Source organism: Microbacterium sp. KUDC0406 (genome assembly GCF_021582875.1).
Taxonomy (GTDB): Bacteria; Actinomycetota; Actinomycetes; order Actinomycetales; family Microbacteriaceae; genus Microbacterium.
The window spans coordinates 1035926-1052533 of the sequence record NZ_CP091138.1; the positions used below are offsets into that span (position 1 = coordinate 1035926).

General features: G+C 69.8%; 15 protein-coding genes and 1 pseudogene. 14 read left to right on the forward strand and 2 right to left on the reverse strand.

Annotated elements, in window-relative coordinates; translation table 11 throughout:
• Positions 1-72 precede the first annotated feature (72 nt).
• Positions 73-1641 (forward strand): Rieske 2Fe-2S domain-containing protein, encoded by a 1569-nt coding sequence (locus tag L2X99_RS05280; protein WP_236124695.1) that lies wholly within the window; start codon positions 73-75, stop codon positions 1639-1641.
• 170 nt (positions 1642-1811) lie between these two features.
• On the opposite strand, the gene L2X99_RS05285 is transcribed toward L2X99_RS05280, so the two are convergent.
• Together L2X99_RS05285 and L2X99_RS17820 are read right to left on the reverse strand one after the other, a co-directional pair.
• The gene (locus tag L2X99_RS05285; protein WP_236124694.1) at positions 1812-2300 is read right to left on the reverse strand and encodes a histidine phosphatase family protein; all 489 of its coding nucleotides are present in this window, start codon (positions 2298-2300) and stop codon (positions 1812-1814) included.
• A 114-nt stretch (positions 2301-2414) separates the two neighbouring features.
• A complete protein-coding gene (locus tag L2X99_RS17820; protein ID WP_268928552.1) occupies positions 2415-2543 on the reverse strand; it encodes a hypothetical protein in 129 nt (42 codons plus the stop codon).
• Between the two features lie 176 nt (positions 2544-2719).
• Here L2X99_RS17820 and L2X99_RS05290 point away from each other — a divergent pair, with 176 nt between their 5' ends.
• The 13 genes and pseudogenes from L2X99_RS05290 to L2X99_RS05350 all read left to right on the forward strand — a co-directional run bounded on the left by L2X99_RS05290 (position 2720) and on the right by L2X99_RS05350 (position 16602).
• Complete coding sequence (locus L2X99_RS05290) at positions 2720-2977, forward strand: hypothetical protein (protein WP_236124692.1); 258 nt, start codon at positions 2720-2722, stop codon at positions 2975-2977.
• On the forward strand, positions 2974-3378 hold the full coding sequence (locus tag L2X99_RS05295) for a type II toxin-antitoxin system VapC family toxin (protein WP_236124691.1): 405 nt from the start codon (positions 2974-2976) through the stop codon (positions 3376-3378). Before L2X99_RS05290 ends, L2X99_RS05295 begins: the two co-directional genes overlap by 4 nt.
• A 58-nt stretch (positions 3379-3436) precedes the next feature.
• Positions 3437-3967, forward strand: coding sequence for a bifunctional pyr operon transcriptional regulator/uracil phosphoribosyltransferase PyrR (pyrR, locus tag L2X99_RS05300; RefSeq protein ID WP_236124689.1), 531 nt, complete (start codon positions 3437-3439; stop codon positions 3965-3967).
• Complete coding sequence (locus L2X99_RS05305) at positions 3964-4944, forward strand: aspartate carbamoyltransferase catalytic subunit (RefSeq protein ID WP_236135723.1); 981 nt, start codon at positions 3964-3966, stop codon at positions 4942-4944. Before pyrR ends, L2X99_RS05305 begins: the two co-directional genes overlap by 4 nt.
• Positions 4941-6242: a dihydroorotase gene (locus L2X99_RS05310; protein WP_236124686.1), complete on the forward strand. Its 1302-nt coding sequence runs from the start codon at positions 4941-4943 to the stop codon at positions 6240-6242. The genes L2X99_RS05305 and L2X99_RS05310 overlap by 4 nt, the downstream gene beginning before the upstream one ends.
• Entirely contained in the window at positions 6239-6745 is a 507-nt protein-coding gene (locus L2X99_RS05315; protein WP_236124685.1) for a PH-like domain-containing protein, read from the forward strand. Before L2X99_RS05310 ends, L2X99_RS05315 begins: the two co-directional genes overlap by 4 nt.
• Positions 6742-7953 carry a glutamine-hydrolyzing carbamoyl-phosphate synthase small subunit gene (carA, locus tag L2X99_RS05320; protein ID WP_236124684.1) on the forward strand — a complete coding sequence of 404 codons (1212 nt, stop codon included), beginning with the start codon at positions 6742-6744 and terminating at the stop codon, positions 7951-7953. Before L2X99_RS05315 ends, carA begins: the two co-directional genes overlap by 4 nt.
• A complete protein-coding gene (gene carB / locus L2X99_RS05325; RefSeq protein WP_236124683.1) occupies positions 7953-11252 on the forward strand; it encodes a carbamoyl-phosphate synthase large subunit in 3300 nt (1099 codons plus the stop codon). The genes carA and carB overlap by 1 nt, the downstream gene beginning before the upstream one ends.
• Before the next feature lie 15 nt (positions 11253-11267).
• Positions 11268-12106, forward strand: a pseudogene (gene pyrF / locus L2X99_RS05330) (orotidine-5'-phosphate decarboxylase).
• Between the two features lie 10 nt (positions 12107-12116).
• Positions 12117-13007, forward strand: a complete 891-nt coding sequence (gmk, locus tag L2X99_RS05335) for a guanylate kinase (protein ID WP_442923514.1) — start codon at positions 12117-12119, stop codon at positions 13005-13007.
• Between the two features lie 77 nt (positions 13008-13084).
• Entirely contained in the window at positions 13085-13339 is a 255-nt protein-coding gene (gene rpoZ, locus L2X99_RS05340) for a DNA-directed RNA polymerase subunit omega (RefSeq protein WP_116242108.1), read from the forward strand.
• 87 nt (positions 13340-13426) lie between these two features.
• Positions 13427-14623, forward strand: a complete 1197-nt coding sequence (gene metK / locus L2X99_RS05345; RefSeq protein WP_236124681.1) for a methionine adenosyltransferase — start codon at positions 13427-13429, stop codon at positions 14621-14623.
• An 8-nt stretch (positions 14624-14631) separates the two neighbouring features.
• Positions 14632-16602 carry a primosomal protein N' gene (locus L2X99_RS05350; RefSeq protein WP_236135909.1) on the forward strand — a complete coding sequence of 657 codons (1971 nt, stop codon included), beginning with the start codon at positions 14632-14634 and terminating at the stop codon, positions 16600-16602.
• The last annotated feature ends 6 nt before the right edge of the window (positions 16603-16608 follow it).

Here is a 16608-nt window from a genome sequence, read left to right on the forward strand (position 1 = left end):
AGCCACGGCCGGTCTCTGCTGCCTCAGAAGTGCGCGCCGGTAGAATCGACGGGTCCAAGCTGGAGGAGAGACATGCGGATCACGGGACTCGGCCACGCCGGAATGCTCATCGAGACGGTCGGCGGGAACATCATCTGCGACCCCGTGCTCGGGCCCTCGTTCTACGGCTCGTGGTTCCCGTTCCCCGACAACAGGGGCCTGGACTGGGCGGAGATCGGCAAGAAGGCCGACTTCCTGTACATCTCGCACCGGCACCGGGATCACTTCGACCCGCGACTGCTCGAGAAGTACATCCGCAAGGACATCGAGGTGCTGCTGCCCGAGTACGTCACCGACGACCTCGAGGTCGACATCCGGGCGCTCGGCTACGACAACATCACCTACGCGCCGGCCGGCGGGGTGATCGAGCGCGGTGACCTGAAGATCATGATCACGCCCCTGCGCGCCCCCAGCGACGGCCCCATCGGCGACTCCTCACTGAGCGTGGACGACGGCACCGCATCGATCCTGAACCAGAACGACTCGCATCCGCTCGACTTGGAGAAGCTGCTGAGCTTCGGCAAGCCCGAGGCCTACTTCACGCAGGTCTCCGGGGCGATCTGGTGGCCGATGGTCTACGACCTGCCGCAGGACGCCAAGCAGAACTTCGCGAAGCTCAAGCGCGATGCCCAGAACAAGCGCGCGATGTACTACATCGAGAAGGTGGATGCCCCGCACGTCTTCCCGATGGCCGGTCCGCCGATGTTCCTGCGCGACGAGCTGTTCCAGTACAACGGCACCGGGCAGAACGACGACTCGATCTTCACCGATCAGAAGGAGTTCCTCGCGCACCTGAAGGAGCTCGCGCCGCAGTACGACGGGCAGCTGTTCATCCCCGGCACGGTGGTCGACATGAACCACGGCGAGCTGACGGTGACGCAGAGCCTCTACTCGGAGGCCGAGATCGCGCACATCTTCGACGAGAAGTGGGACTACCTCGAGGAGCAGCGCGCGTCGCGTCAGCAGGAGATCCGCGACGAGGAGGCCCGCCGCGCTCCGGCGCTCTCCGCGGAGGAGATCCTCGCCGAACTGAAGGCCTGGTGGGAGCCGCTGCTGAAGAAGTCGCGCACCATCCGCAACGGCGTCGGCGGCAACGTCCGCTTCCGGATCGGCGACCTCGACATGGTCGTCGACTTCCCGCGCGCCAAGGTGCGCGAGTACGCCGGCGAGGAGTGCATCTACTGGTACACGATCCCCGCCGACTTGGTGTCGACGAACATCCGCGACCAGGAGATCGACTGGTCGAACTCGATCTTCCTGTCGATGCAGTTCTCGGTGGGCCGCAGCGGCAAGTTCAATGAGTTCCTCACCACGTTCCTGAAGTGCCTCTCCGTCGACCGCATCGAGTACGTCGAGAACTGGTACTCCGAGCAGACCGACCAGACCGAGGACGCCCAGATCGGCGACTGGGTCGTGCAGCGCCGCTGCCCGCACCTGCGCGCTGACCTCACCCGCACGGGCAAGATCGAGGACGGCGTGCTCACCTGCTCGATGCACGACTGGAAGTGGGACCTCAAGACCGGCAAGTGCCTGACCACGGCCGGGCACGAGATCCGCTCCGAGCACTGCCCGCTCACCGAGGAGGCGCTCCGCGCCGGATGAGCGGTGCCGACACCGGCATCCGGCTGCTGACTTCCTGATGTTCCAGCGGATCAATCCCGCGGTGGACTGAGGCGGACGGTGGGATTCTGCCCGAGACCCCGAGTCCCGCATGAGACCCACGTCCAGGACGCGGGTCTCAGGCGGAACTCGAAGTCTCGGCAGGATCTCGCTCAGCCTGTCGGTGGCCGCCCCAACCTGGTGCGACGGATGAGCACTATCCGCCCCTGACCATCCGTGAGGACCGCGCGTACTCGGGGGAGCGGGAGGTCGAGCTCCACGACGTCGGGGAACCGCAGCGACTCCCAGAACTCGACCGCGGCATCGCCCGACTCGATCAGACCCTGCGCGGTCATCCAGGCCGTCAAGGCCATGCCGTGGGTTCCGACGACGAGGTGCTCGGCGGGGTGCGCGAGCAGCCCTTCGTGAAAGCGCTGCGCGACGGCATCCGGCTTCTCCCAGCCCGCGTGCCGCTCGTCCAGCCGCCCGGCGACCCAGGCGCGACGCGCCGAGCGGAAGTCGTCGTGCACCTGCTCCTCGCGATCGACTTCGCGGAAGCGGGCGTCCACTGCGACCGCGGCGGCCGGCACCCGGGTCGCAAGCGCCGTGGTCTGCAGCGCCTTCAACTCGGGGCTCGAGACCGCTGAACCGTCGAGGAGCAAGGCGGATGCCGCAGCGGCACCCTCGGCGCTGAGGTGCCAGGCATCCGGCGATGCCGTCGGCGTCGACCTCCGGCATCGCGTGCCGGAGGAGAGTGAGGCGGTGCGGCGCGTTCATCAGAGTGCCAACCCGTGCAGGTACAACGCCGGCCCGCCACCGGGGTCTCCGGAGAGCTCCCAGTGCAGTTCGGCGCCGTCGGGGCGACGAAGGCGGCCCGTTTCGAAGGGCTCGATACGCGGGTGCACGTCCTGCATCCTACGGCGCGGCCGCGAGCCACCCGTTCACACATGAGATGACCCTTCTGCGCAGCAGCGCCGTGGCGGAGCGGGTGGCTCGTGCGCCGAGTGGGTGTCTCGTGCGCGAGCGTGTGGCTCACGCTGCGGCCCTGTACCACTTGCGGCCAGGGCGGTACACTCGACCCATGGCGACCACACTGCCGCGGATCCAGGTGACGCAGACGCCGGAGCTCGCCGCGGGGCTCGAGCTGGCGGCGAAGGAGTGGCCGGGCGCATCCCGGTCCGAGCTTGTCGCGCGCCTGGCGGAGATGGGCACGGAGGGTCTTGCGGCAAAGCGCGCCGCACGCCGTGCGGAGAGACGGAAGGTGCTCGAAGAGACCCGCGGCAAGTTCCAGTACCCGTCCGGTTACCTGGAGGAGCTGCGCAAGGACTGGCCGGAATGATCGTCCTCGACGCGAACATCCTCGTCGCGTACTGGAGCACCGACGACGCACACGCCGACGCCGCGTTCGAAGTGCTCGACACGGAAGACGACCTCGTACTGCATCCCGCGACTCTCGCAGAGACGCTCGTCTGGCCAGTTCGCCGTTCCGAGGAACAGGCCGCGCTCACCGATCTCACCAGGCTTGGCATCGAAAGACACGAACCGCTGCCCGACGAACCGTTGAACGTCGCACGCCTGCGAGCAGAGACCCGACTGAAGCTTCCCGACGCCTATGTGCTGGCAACGGCGATCGCCCACGAAGCGACGCTCGCGACCTTAGACGCGAGGCTCGCATCGGCCGCCCGCGCGCGCAGCGTCGCGGTCATTGGTATACCAACGGCGAGCGGTCCGAGTCGTTAGAATGGAGCCATCACCCATCCTTTAAGCCCGTCCTGTGAGGCGGAGAAGGGAGAGGCGGATGGCCGCACGCTCTGTGCTGCAAGAAGCCGATATCGCGCGCGCTCTGACGCGCATCGCCCATGAGATCCTCGAGTCCAATCGAGGAGCGGACGGTCTGGTCCTGCTGGGCATCCCGACCCGCGGCGTCACTCTCGCAGACCGGCTCGGACCGATCATCTCCGAGATCGCCGGTGCCGACATCCTGGTCGGGTCGCTGGACGTCACGCTGTTCCGCGATGACCTGGCGAAGCATCCGACCCGCACGCCGAAGCGCACCGAGATCCCCGACGAGGGCATCGACGGCAAGACCGTGGTCCTGGTCGATGACGTGCTCTTCTCCGGCCGCAGCATCCGTGCGGCCCTCGATGCGATCCAGTCGATCGGCCGTCCCGCGGTCATCCGGCTGGCCATCCTCGTCGACCGCGGCCACCGCGAGGTCCCCATCCGGCCCGACTTCGTCGGCAAGAACATCCCGTCCTCCCGGCAGGAGCGCGTCAACGTGCACCTGCGCGAGCTGGACGGCACCGATGAGGTGACGATCGAAGCATGAGGCATCTGCTCGACACCCGCACACTCGATCGCGAGACCGCCCTGCGGATCCTCGACGTCGCCGAGGACATGGCCGATACCCAGTCCCGCCAGGTCAAGAAGCTGCCGACCCTGCTCGGCAAGACCGTGGTCAACCTCTTCTTCGAGGACTCCACCCGCACGCGCATCTCGTTCGAGGCCGCCGCGAAGCGCCTCTCCGCCGATGTGATCAACTTCGCCGCCAAGGGGTCCAGCGTCTCGAAGGGCGAGAGCCTGAAGGACACCGCGCAGACCCTGCAGGCGATGGGCGCCGACGCGGTCGTCGTCAGGCACTCCGCCTCCGGCGCCCCGCAGACGCTCGCCACCAGCGGCTGGATCTCGGCCGGCGTCGTGAACGCCGGCGACGGCATGCACGAGCATCCGACGCAGGCGCTGCTCGACGCCTTCACCATCCGCAAGCGCCAGTTCGGGGCCGACAGCCGCGGACGCGACCTCAGCGGCCTGCGCATCGTCATCGTCGGCGACGTGCTGCACTCGCGCGTCGCGCGCTCGAACGTGTGGCTGCTGACGACACTCGGGGCGCGCGTGACCCTGGTCACCCCGCCGACCCTCATTCCGCAGAACGTCTCGCTGTGGCCGGTGGCGGTTCGCTACGACCTCGACGAGGCTCTTGCCGAGGGACCGGATGCGGTGATGATGCTGCGGATCCAGATGGAGCGCATGCACGCGGCGTTCTTCCCGAACGAGCGCGAGTACACCCGGCTGTGGGGCCTCGACGCGGTACGCGTCGCCGGGCTTCCGGAGACCAGCATCGTGATGCATCCCGGGCCGATGAACCGAGGGCTCGAGATCTCCAGCGAGGCGGCGGACTCGGCCGGCTCGACCGTGCTCGAGCAGGTCGCCAACGGCGTCTCGATCAGGATGGCCGTGCTGTACCTGCTGCTGGCGGGGGAGCGCGACGGAGACAGCACCGAGAACGACAGGGGAGCAGCACGGTGACCGAGACCATCGTCATCACCGGCGCCGCGCTGAACGGCGCGAAGACCGCGGACATCGTGATCGAGGACGGCCGCATCGCCGAGATCGGCAGCGGTCTGAGCCGCGCCGGCGCCCGCGTCGTCGACGCGGCCGGGCTGATCGCCCTGCCCGGCCTGGTCGACCTGCACACGCACCTGCGCGAGCCGGGCTTCGAGGCCTCCGAGACCGTGCTCACCGGAACCCGGGCCGCGGCTGCGGGAGGATTCACCGCGGTGTTCGCGATGCCGAACACGTCGCCGGTCGCCGACACCGCCGGCGTCGTCGAGCAGGAGCTCGCGCTCGGCGAGGCGGCCGGCTACGCCACCGTGCAGCCGATCGGCGCAGTGACCGTCGGGCAGAAGGGCGACCGCCTCGCTGAGCTCGGCGCGATGGCCTCGTCCCGCGCGAAGGTCCGCGTCTTCAGCGACGACGGCTTCTGCGTCTGGGACCCGCTGATCATGCGCCGCGCCCTGGAGTACGTGAAGTCGTTCGACGGCGTCATCGCCCAGCACGCCCAGGATCCGCGCCTCACCGAGGGCGCCCAGATGAACGAGGGCACCGTCTCGGCCGAGCTCGGCCTGGCCGGCTGGCCCGCAGTCGCCGAGGAGTCGATCATCGCCCGCGACGTGCTGCTTGCCGAGCATGTCGGCTCGCGACTGCACGTCTGCCACCTGTCCACCGCCGGCTCCGTCGATCTGATCCGCTGGGCCAAGAAGCGCGGCGTGGCCGTCACGGCCGAGGTCACCCCGCACCATCTGCTGCTGACCGACGAGCTGGTCCGCGGTTACGACGCGCGGTACAAGGTCAATCCGCCACTGCGCCGCGAGGAGGATGTTCTGGCCGTGCGCGAGGGCCTCGCCGACGGCACGATCGACATCGTCGCCACGGACCACGCTCCGCACCCGTCCGAGAACAAGGCCTGCGAGTGGCAGGCGGCGGCCAACGGCATGGTCGGCCTGGAGAGCGCCCTGCGCGTCGTGCACCAGTCGATGGTCGAGACCGGTCTGCTGGACTGGGCCGGCGTGGCCCGGGTGATGAGCCAGGCGCCCGCCGCGATCGGTCGCCTGGAGGGCTTCGGGGCGCTCGAGGCGGGCGCGCCCGCCCACGTCACGCTCTACGACCCGCGGGTGGCCGGGGTGTTCACCGAGGCCGACCTGCATGGTCGCAGCCGCAACTCGCCCTACCTCGGCCGCGACCTGCCAGGTCAGGTGCGCTGGACGATCCACGGCGGCCGCACGACCGTCGCGGACGGTGTTCTCGTGGAAGAGCTGGGCGCGTGACCCGCGATCTCGCCGTCCTGCTGGTCGTCCTGCTCGCGGTCGTCGTGGTCGGCGCGATGCTGTTCGCCTGGCGACGACGACTCCGACGAGACTCGGATCTCACCGCACCACTCGGCGTGCCGGAGCACGCCGAGGTGACGGAACGTGCGGAGGTGCTCTACGTCGCCACGACCCGGCACGACCAGCCCCTGGAGCGTGTCGCGCTCAAGCCCCTGGAGTACCGGGCGCGCGGCGAGCTGGTGCTCACCGACCGCGGCGTGGCACTGAGCCTGGACGGAGCGCCGACGGTGTTCCTCGCCTCTTCGCTGATCGTCACCGCCGATCTCGCCACAGTCGCCATCGACCGTGTGGTCGAACCGAACGGACTCATCCGCGTCGTCTGGCGCGAATCCACCGGCACCCTTCTCGATTCCTTCCTGCGCGTCGCGAACAGCGGCCCGCAGCACGTCCTCGCCGAGCTGCAGCGCCTGTGCGCCGCACCGGAGACAGGAGCATCCGCATGACCCATTCGACAAGCTCAGGGACCGCTCTGAACACCGATCGCGCCGTCCTCGTCCTGGAGGACGGCTCCCGCTTCCCCGGGCGCGCCTACGGCGCCCGCGGCACCACCCTCGGCGAGGTCGTCTTCGCCACCGGCATGTCCGGCTACCAGGAGACCCTCACCGACCCGTCCTACGCCGGCCAGATCGTGCTGCAGACCGCGCCGCACATCGGCAACACCGGTATGAACGACGAGGACCCCGAATCCCGGCGAATCTGGGTCGCCGGCTACATCGTGCGCGACCCTTCGCGCGTGGTCTCGAACTGGCGTGCGGACTCCTCGCTCGACGATGTGCTCGTCCGCGACGGCATCGTCGGCGTCAGCGGCGTCGACACCCGGGCGATCACCCGGCACATCCGCTCCGCGGGCTCCATGCGCGGCGGGATCTTCTCGGGCGCCGACGCGGCGCTCGACGCCGACGAGCAGCTGCGCCGCGTCACCGAGGCGCCCGAGATGGCCGGACAGAACCTGTCTGCGGCGGTCTCCGTCACCGAGACGCAGATCACGCCGGCCGTGGGGGAGCGCATCGGCAACCTCGCCGTACTCGACCTCGGCGTCAAGCAGGCCACCCTCGACAACCTCGCCGCACGCGGATTCGACGTGCACGTGCTGCCGCAGTCGTCGACGTTCGAGCAGATCATGGCGATCGATCCCGTCGCCGTGTTCTACTCGAACGGCCCCGGCGACCCCGCCGCTTCCGACGGCCAGGTGGGCGTGCTGCGCGAGGTTCTCGACGCGAAGCTGCCGTACTTCGGCATCTGCTTCGGCAACCAGCTGTTCGGCAGGGCGCTCGGCCTGGGCACCTACAAGCTCACCTTCGGCCACCGCGGCATCAACCAGCCGGTGCTGGACAAGGCCACGGGCCGCGTCGAGATCACGGCGCACAACCACGGGTTCGCCGTCGAGGCGCCGCTGGAGGGCTCGTTCGACAGCCCGAACGGCTACGGCCAGGTCGAGGTCAGCCACATCGGCCTGAACGACCAGGTGGTCGAAGGCCTCAAGGCTCTCGACATCCCGGCGTTCTCGGTGCAGTACCACCCCGAGGCGGCGGCCGGGCCGCACGACGCCAACTACCTCTTCGACCGCTTCCGCGACCTGGTCGTCGCGAACAGGGAATCGGTTCCTGAGCCAGTCGAAGGACAGGGACCCACTCAGGAAGGCACCAAGTAATGCCCAAGCGCGACGACATCCAGTCCGTCCTCGTGATCGGCTCCGGCCCGATCGTGATCGGTCAGGCCTGCGAGTTCGACTACTCCGGCACCCAGGCCTGCCGTGTGCTGCGCGAGGAGGGCGTGCGCGTCATCCTGGTCAACTCGAACCCGGCGACGATCATGACCGACCCCGACTTCGCCGATGCGACCTACATCGAGCCGATCACCCCCGAGGTCATCGAGACGATCATCGCCAAGGAGAAGCCGGACGCGATCCTGCCGACCCTGGGCGGTCAGACCGCCCTGAACGCGGCCATGGCGCTGCACCACCAGGGCATCCTCGAGAAGTACGGAGTCGAGCTCATCGGCGCGAAGGTCGATGCGATCGAGAAGGGCGAGGACCGCCAGATCTTCAAGCAGCTCGTCCTGGACGCCGGAGCGGATGTCGCGGACTCGGTGATCTGCCACACGATGGACGAGCTCCTCGCCGGCGCCGAGAAGCTCGGATACCCGCTGGTGGTGCGCCCGAGCTTCACCATGGGCGGCCTCGGCTCCGGCTTCGCCTACGACGAGGAGGACCTTCGGCGCATCGGTGGCGCAGGCCTGCACGACTCGCCCACGAACGAGGTGCTCCTGGAGGAGTCGATCCTCGGCTGGAAGGAGTACGAACTCGAGCTCATGCGAGACACGGCCGACAACACGGTCGTGGTCTGCTCCATCGAGAACGTCGACCCGGTGGGCGTGCACACCGGCGACTCGATCACGGTGGCCCCGGCGCTCACGCTCACGGACCGCGAGTACCAGAACATGCGCGACATCGGCATCGACATCATCCGCGCGGTCGGTGTCGACACCGGCGGCTGCAACATCCAGTTCGCGGTGGACCCGGCGAACGGGCGCATCATCGTCATCGAGATGAACCCGCGCGTCTCGCGCTCCAGCGCGCTGGCCTCGAAGGCCACCGGCTTCCCGATCGCGAAGCTGGCCGCGAAGCTCGCACTCGGCTACCGTCTCGACGAGATCCCGAACGACATCACCGGAGTCACCCCGGCGAGCTTCGAGCCCACCCTCGACTACGTCGTGGTCAAGGTGCCCCGGTTCGCCTTCGAGAAGTTCCCGGCCGCCGACCCGACCCTCACCACGACCATGAAGTCGGTGGGCGAGGCGATGGCGATCGGCCGCAACTACGCGACCGCGCTGCAGAAGGCGCTGCGCTCTCTCGAGAAGCGCGGATCGAGCTTCCACTGGGGCGCCGAGTCCCGCAGCGCCGACGAGCTCCTGGAGATCTCGAGGACTCCGACGGACGGCCGGATCGTGACGCTGCAGCAGGCGCTGCGCAAGGGCGCGACCGTCGAGCAGGCCTTCGACGCGACGGCCATCGACCCCTGGTTCCTCGACCAGATCGTGCTCATCAACGAGGTCGCCGAGACGGTGCGCACGGCCGCCGAGCTCGATGCGGACACGATCCGCCACGCCAAGGAGCACGGCTTCTCGGATGCGCAGCTCGCGGAGCTGCGCGGCATCACCGAGCAGGAGGTGCGCGGAGTCCGCCACGGACTCGGCATCCGGCCGGTGTACAAGACGGTGGACACCTGCGCCGGTGAGTTCCCCGCGCTGACGCCTTACCACTACTCGAGCTACGACTTCGAGACCGAGGTGGCGCCGTCGGAGCGCACGAAGGTCGTCATCATCGGCTCCGGCCCGAACCGCATCGGCCAGGGCGTCGAGTTCGACTACTCCTGCGTGCACGCCTCGTTCGCGCTGTCGGATGCCGGGTACGAGACCGTCATGGTCAACTGCAACCCCGAGACCGTGTCGACCGACTACGACACCTCCGACCGGCTGTACTTCGAGCCGCTGACGCTGGAGGACGTGCTCGAGGTCCTCGACGCGGAGGCGGCGAGCGGCCGCATCCTCGGTGTGGTCTGCCAGCTCGGCGGGCAGACTCCGCTGGGCCTGGCGAAGGGCATCGAGGCGGCCGGATACACGGTGCTCGGAACCAGCCCGGCGGCGATCGACCTCGCCGAGGAGCGCGAGCTGTTCTCGCAGCTGCTCGATCGCGCCGGGCTCGTCGCACCGCGCAACGGCACGGCGATCGATGTCGAGGGCGCCGTGCGCGTCGCAGAGGAGATCGGCTATCCGGTGCTGGTGCGTCCGAGCTTCGTGCTGGGCGGGCGCGGCATGGAGATCGTGTACAGCACCGAGGCGCTGCGCGACTACTTCGTGCGCACCGCCGGCGAGGTGATCATCGAGGAGGGCAAGCCGCTGCTGGTCGATCGCTTCCTCGACGACGCGATCGAGATCGATGTCGACGCTCTGTACGACGGCACCGAGCTCTTCATCGGCGGCGTCATGGAGCACCTCGAGGAGGCCGGCATCCACTCCGGTGATTCGAGCTGCACCCTGCCGCCCATCTCGCTGGGGCGCACCGAGATCGACCGGGTGCGTGCCGCGACGCTGGCGATCGCCGAGGGCGTGGGCGTGCGCGGACTGCTCAACGTGCAGTTCGCCGTCAGCGCCGGTGTGCTCTACGTGATCGAGGCCAACCCGCGTGCCAGCCGTACGGTGCCTTTCGTCTCGAAGGCGCTCGGCATCCAGCTCGCGAAGGCCGCCAGCCGGATCATGGCCGGGGCCACGATCGCCGAGCTTCGCACGGAGGGGCTGCTGCCCGAGCAGGACGGCTCCCGCATTCCGATGGACGCGCCGGTAGCGGTCAAGGAGGCGGTGCTGCCGTTCAAGCGGTTCCGCACCAAGGACGGGCGCACGGTCGACTCCGTGCTCGGCCCGGAGATGCGCTCCACGGGTGAGGTGATGGGCATCGACAAGGACTTCCCGACCGCGTTCGCGAAAAGCCAGGCAGCAGCCTACGGCGGAACTCCGACCTCGGGCACCGTGTTCATCTCGGTCGCCGACTCGGACAAGCGCGCGGTGATCCTGCCCGCCCACCGGCTCAGCCAGCTGGGCTTCCGCATCCTCGCGACCGAGGGCACCGGCGAGATCCTGTCCCGCAACGGCATCCCGGTCGACGTGGTGCAGAAGTACGGCGAGTCGCAGGAGTCCGGAGCGACGAACATCGTGGACCTCATCAACGAGGGTGCGGTGGACATCGTCGTGAACGTCCCCGACGGGGGAGCGGCACGGGCGGACGGGTACGAGATCCGGGCGGCGGCGGTCGCCGCCGACAAGGCGCTGTTCACCACCATCGCCACCCTGGGCGCCGCGGTGAGCGGGCTGGACGCGACCGGTGACGGCTTCGAGGTCCGCAGCCTGCAGGAGTACGAGCTCGACCGGAACACCTCCGGTCGCCCCGCGAGCTGAAGCGAGACGAAACGCATGAACGACAAGCCATTCGGCGTCCGGCTGCGGACGGCGCTCGACGAGCACGGACCGCTCTGCGTCGGCATCGACCCCACGCGTCGCTGCTCGACGCGTGGGGGCTCGGGCAGGACGCCGACGGCGTGCGCGAGTTCGGCCTGCGCGTGGTGGATGCCGCGGCGGGCCGGGTCGGCGTGCTGAAGCCGCAGGTCTCGTTCTTCGAGCGCTTCGGCTCTCGCGGCTTCGCCGCGCTGGAAGACGTGATCACCGCCGCCAGAGCTGCCGGGCTGCTGATCCTCGCCGACGCGAAGCGCGGCGACATCGGTTCGACGAACGAGGGCTACGCGGATGCCTGGCTCGAGGCGGGGTCGCCGCTGGAGTCGGATGCCGTGACGCTGAGCCCCTATCTGGGAGTCGGCGCCCTCGATGCCGTGCTCGAGCGGGCGCGCAGCACAGGTAAGGGCGTCTTCGTGCTCTCCGCGACCAGCAACCCCGAGGCGGCGACGCTGCAGTCGGCGACGAACCTGGACGGCACCAGGGTGGCTGCCTTGGTCGCCCGCCAGGCGACCGCCGGCGACGCCGGCGACTCCCTCGGACCGATCGGTCTCGTGATCGGGGCGACCGTCGACCGAGCGGCGTTCGGCCTCGACGATGAACTGCTGCGTGCGGTGCCGGTGCTCGCACCCGGTTTCGGGGCACAGGGCGCCACGCCGGAGGATCTGCCCGCACGATTCGGCCCGCTCGCGCGCAATGTGCTCGCGAGCGAGAGCCGCAGCATCCTGAGTGCGGGGCCGGACGGAATCGCTGTCAGAATGGAGGAGACCGCGCGACGCTACCAGGAGGTGCTGGGTGCCTGAGACCCGTTCGATGCCCGAGGTCGATCGGAGCGCGGCCGCCCGCCGCGCCGTCGAGCGACGCCGGGCTCGCGCCTCGCTGAAGCGCGATCTCGCCATGCGCGTCGTGACGCCGCAGGAGGTGCTCCGACGGGCGTCGGCCGATGCGGCATCCGTCGCCGGTTCGCTGCGGATCACGGACTTCCTGATCGCCCTGCCCGCGATCGGTGCGGGCAAGCGCGATCAGGTGCTGCACGACCTGCACATCGCACCGGTCAAGCGCCTCGGCGGTCTCGGTGTGCGTCAGATCGCCGACCTCACGAACTGGCTGGACGGACGGTTCCCGCCGCACACACCGCGGTCCGGTCGCAGCCGGCTGCTCGTGCTCGCCGGGCCCACCGCCGTCGGCAAGGGCACCGTCGCCGCGCACATCCGCGCTCACCACCCGCAGATCCACCTCTCGGTGTCGGCGACCACGAGGTCGCCGCGACCCGGCGAGGTCGACGGCGTGCACTACTACTTCGTCGACGACGCCGAGTTCGACCGGCTGATCGCCGAGGACGAACTGCTCGAGCACGCCACCGTGCACAACAAGTACCGGTACGGCACGCCGCGCGGCCCCGTGGACGCCGCACTGGGCGAAGGCCGGACGGTGCTGCTCGAGATCGATCTGCAGGGCGCCAGGCAGGTGCGGGCCGCCGAACCGTCTGCGACGCTGGTCTTCCTGCTGCCTCCCTCGTGGGACGAACTGGTCAACCGGCTCATCGGCCGCGGCACGGAGGACGCCGAGGAGCGGGCGCGCCGGCTGCGCACGGCGAAGGCCGAACTCGCCGCCCAGAACGAGTTCGATTACCGCGTCGTGAACGAGGACGTCGCCACCGCGGCGCAGGAGGTCGTAGACTTGACCACGGCATTCGCGCGCTGAGTGCTTGAGCGCGCCCGCCCATCAACTTCGCGACACGTCGCATCCACGACATCGTCGCCTGATCAGGAGGTCCCACTGTGGCCGGTAACAACCAGGGCATCATCGATCCCCCCATCGACAATCTGCTGGATCGTGTCGACTCCAAGTACGAGCTGGTCATCTACGCGTCCAAGCGCGCGCGTCAGATCAACGACTACTACTCCGACCTGCACGAGGGGAACCTGTTCGACAACGTCGGCCCGCTGGTCGACTCGTCCGTCGAGGACAAGCCCCTCACGATCGCTCTGCACGAGATCAACGAGGACAAGCTCCGCATCCGTCACGCCGAGTGAGCTGACTGGAGAGCCGCCGGCATCCCGTCGTGGGGTGTCGGCGGCTCCCTGCATACTGGCCGAGTCCGCCGAACCGTTGGAGCATCGATGAGCGCGCTGCGCCTTTTCACGTCCGAATCCGTCACCGAGGGACACCCCGACAAGATCTGCGACCAGATCTCGGACAGCATCCTCGACGGCCTCCTGGCGGTCGATCGCGATTCTCGCGTCGCGGTGGAGACACTGGTCACCACAGGACTCGTACACGTCGCGGGTGAGATCCGCACCGAGGGGTACGTCGACATCCCGACCATCGTCCGCGACGTGGTCAACGGCATCGGCTACACCTCGAGCGACACGGGTTTCGACGGCTCGTCGTGCGGTGTCAGCGTCTCGGTCGGCGAGCAGTCCTCCGACATCGCCCACGGCGTCGACGAGGCCGCCGAGAGCCGCGACGGCGGATCGGCCGACCCTCGCGACGCCCTCGGCGCCGGCGACCAGGGCATCATGTTCGGCTTCGCCACCAACGAGACCCCGCAGCTCATGCCGATGGCGGCCTGGACCGCGCACCGGATCGCCGAGCGCCTCGCCGAGGTCCGCCGCTCCGGCGAACTGCCCTTCCTGCGCCCCGACGGCAAGACCCAGGTCACCCTGGGGTACGAGGGCTTCACCCCGAAGACCGTCGACGCGGTGGTGCTCTCGACGCAGCATCTGCCCGGTGTCACGCAGGACGAGCTGAAGGCCCAGGTGCGCGAGCACGTCATCGACCCGGTGCTGGCGCAGACCGGCCTCGACCTCGCGACCGACCTGAAGTACTACATCAACCCGGCCGGCCCGTTCGTCATCGGAGGTCCGAAGGGCGACGCCGGACTCACCGGCCGCAAGATCATCATCGACACGTACGGCGGCGCAGCCAGGCACGGCGGCGGCGCCTTCAGCGGCAAGGACCCCTCCAAGGTCGACCGCTCTGCCGCGTACGCGATGCGCTGGGTGGCGAAGAACGCCGTGGCCGCCGGCCTCGCCGACCGCATCGAGGTGCAGGTCGCGTATGCGATCGGCGTGGCGCATCCGGTCGGTCTGTACGTCGAGACCTTCGGCACCGGCAGCGTCTCGGACGAGGTCATCACGCGCGCCGTCAGCGAGGTGTTCGACCTGCGTCCGCAGGCGATCATCGAGGAGCTCGACCTGCTGCGCCCGATCTACGCGCAGACCGCCGCCTACGGGCACTTCGGGCGCGAACTGCCGGAGTTCACCTGGGAGCGCACGAACCGCGCCGAAGATCTGCGGCGCGCCGCCGGCCTCTGAGGTGCACCCTGTCCTCGGTTCCTGAGCCTGTCGAAGGACGGCGCATCGCACGGGTCCTGATCGATTCCCCGCTGCCGCAGCTCGACCGGCTGTTCGACTACGCGCTGCCGCAGGAGCTCGGCGAGGTGCCCGCCGGGGTCCGGGTGAAGGTACCGCTGCGCACGGCGGGCCGGGTCGTCGACGGGTACGTCGTCGAACTCGCGGTCGAAGAGGACCCCTCGCGCGCCCTCGCCGAGGTCGAGAGCGTGGTCTCACCGGTCGTGGTGCTGCCCGCGCGGCTGCACCGGCTGGCGCGGCGCGCCGCCGACAGGGCTGCGGGGGCGGCCTCCGACATCCTGCGGCTGGCGATACCCAAGCGGCAGGTGCGCGTCGAGAAGGCGTGGGACGCCGATGTCCCTGCTCCCGAGGTCGCGCCCGCCGCGCTCCAGCGCGCCGAGCAGGTTCTCGCGCGGTACGCAGGGCTCGGCAGGGTGCTCGAGGAGGGCGGCAGGGCAGCCGTCGAGACCATCGCCGAGATGGAGGGATCGCTGCCGCACTCGGCGAGGCTGCTCGCCGCCGTCGCCACGACTGTTCTGGCATCCGGCCGCTCGGCGATCCTCGTCGTACCGGACAAGCGCGACGAGGACAGGCTCCTCGAAGCCCTCGCCGAGATGCTGCCGGACGAGGCGGTCGTGCGTCATGACGCCAGGCAGACGAACCCCGACCGGTACCGTGCGTTCCTGCGCACGCTCGCCGACGCGCCCTGCGTGGTCGTCGGCAACCGCTCCGCCGTCTACGCACCGGTGGCCGCGGGCGTCGTCGTGATCTGGGACGACGGCGACCCGCTGCTCTCCGAGCCGCTCACGCCGTACGTGCACGCGAGGGATGCTGCTCTGGTCCGTCAGGAGCAGGAGGGCGGCGCCCTGCTGTTCGCGGGGCACTCCCGCACCACCGACGTCGAACGCCTCGTGCACGGGGGCTGGATGGCCGAGGTGCGTGCGGTGCGTCGCTCCTCTCCGCGCGTCGTGCTGAGCCCTCCGCAGGAGCTGGAGCAGGGTGGCCAGCGGATGCCGTCCAGCGCATTCCTCGCCGCGCGGGAAGCCGCTGCGGACGGGCCGGTCCTCGTGCAGGTCGCACGCCCCGGGTTCGCGCCCTCGCTGGTGTGCGGGCAGTGCCGCGCGCCCGCGCGCTGCACGCACTGCGGCGGCCCGCTCGGCGCCCGCCGCCGCGGCGCCGTGCCGGTGTGCGGATGGTGCGGCCGGTCCGCGAACGGCTGGCGGTGCCCTGCGTGCGAGGCCACGCAGGTGCGCCTGGCGTCCTCGGGCAGCGAGCGCACCGCCGACGAGCTCGGGCGTGCGTTCCCCGGTGTGCAGGTGATCGTGTCCGACGGGAGTCATCTCGTCGAGCGCGTGCCCGCGGGGCCGGCTCTGGTCATCGCGACGCGCGGCGCCGAGCCCGTGGCGGATGGCGGATACCGGGCGGTCGTGCTGCTGGACGGCGCGCGCATGCTGCAGGCGCCGGAGCTGCGCATCGGGGAGTCCTGCCTGCGCTGGTGGTCGAACGCCGCCGCGCTTGCCGCCCCCGGAGCCCCCGTCCACCTGGTCGGCGTCGACGGTCCGGTCGCGCGGGCTCTCGCGACCTGGACGCAGGCCGGATACGCGCGCTCCGAGCTCGAGGCACGCGCCCCGCTGCGGATGCCGCCGGTGTATCGCGTCGCGCAGCTCGACGGTCTTCCGGCCGTCGTGCGCCCCGCGCTCGAAGCGGTCGGCGCCATCGGGCTGCCTCCCGACGCTGTGCTCGGACCGGTGCCTCTCGGCGACGCCGAATCCATCGGCGACGAGGGCCGGGTGCGCGCGCTGGTGCGCTTCGGGTACGCCGCAGGCACGGAGGTGGCGGCGATGCTGCGCGCCGCCGTCGTCACGGATGCGACCCGCAACCGCCGAGCCCGGGGACGGGCCGGGCTGAGCCTGCACCTCGATATCCTCGAACCAGACATCTGACGCCCC